Source organism: Staphylococcus sp. EG-SA-2, from assembly GCF_017152085.1.
On record NZ_JACYHC010000854.1, the window covers coordinates 1 to 1,123 of the forward strand.

General features: G+C 35.3%; 1 protein-coding gene. It reads right to left on the bottom strand.

What is annotated here, in order from left to right:
* Nucleotides 1-1,123, bottom strand: a 1,123-nt coding sequence (locus IDG60_RS15295) for an SDR family oxidoreductase (RefSeq protein WP_206160874.1), incomplete at both ends; no start/stop codon positions are given.

The following is a 1,123-nucleotide window of genomic DNA, read 5'->3' on the forward strand; positions in this document are numbered from 1 at the left end:
AATAAGTTCCCACACTTATCGTAGACACATATATTAACCTTGCATGATGTTGTTGTGCCAAACGTATGACATCAACAGTACCTTGAACATTTACTTTTTCAAATTCATCATCATCACCAAAGTGATCCGTACGAGCACCTGCATGAATAATCGTATCCATGTTTTCAGGTAAAACAACATCATCCATACACTCGAAATCACCAACAATGACTTCAATGTTTGATAACATCATTTCAACCGTCTCTTCTGAAAAATAATCATTTAAATTCGTCATCAACTTATACCATGCTATTTCCTCATTATCAGCACGTATGAAACAATAAATGCGATGACTGTATCCTTGTAGTGCTTCAATCAGATAAGCACCTAAAAAACCTGTCGCGCCAGTCAATAGTGTATTTCCTAGAGGTCGATGACTTAGACTATCCTCTAAAATACCCAAGTTATAACGAGACATAACAATCTTTTGTAATTCCGAAAGATTATCCGGTAATGCAACTAATGATTGTTGATTTTGGTACATATAATTAACAATCTGTCGCACGGTTTTATATTGGTATAATGTCTGCATTGAAATATGATGGCCAAATCGTTTTAAATGCGAGACAACTAACATCGCCTCTAATGAGTTACCACCAAGTTCAAAGAAATCATCGTCAACACCGACATCATTTTGTTTCAATACCTCTCCAAATACATCAACAAATGTCTGCTCAATTTCATTAGAGGGTTCGCTATACACTTTATTAGACTGTTGTATAGGTGATGGATTTGGCAAACGCGTAGTATCCACCTTGTCATTCGTGGTTAATGGCATACAATCGATATGCGTTATAGTCTTAGGAATCATATACTTAGGCAGCTGATCATTTAAATATTGCTTCAAATCCTGCTCCACTTGTTGCTCTCCGACATAATAAGCATTCAATATATCATGCGTATCAAAGTGACTTACTGTTACAACACAATCAGATATACCACGAATAGCTAATATTACATTTTCAATTTCATCAAGTTCAATACGGTACCCGTTAACTTTCACTTGTTTATCTATTCTTCCTAAAAATTCAATTTGACCATCAGATGTATAACGTGCTAAATCACCACTATGATACAACTTTCC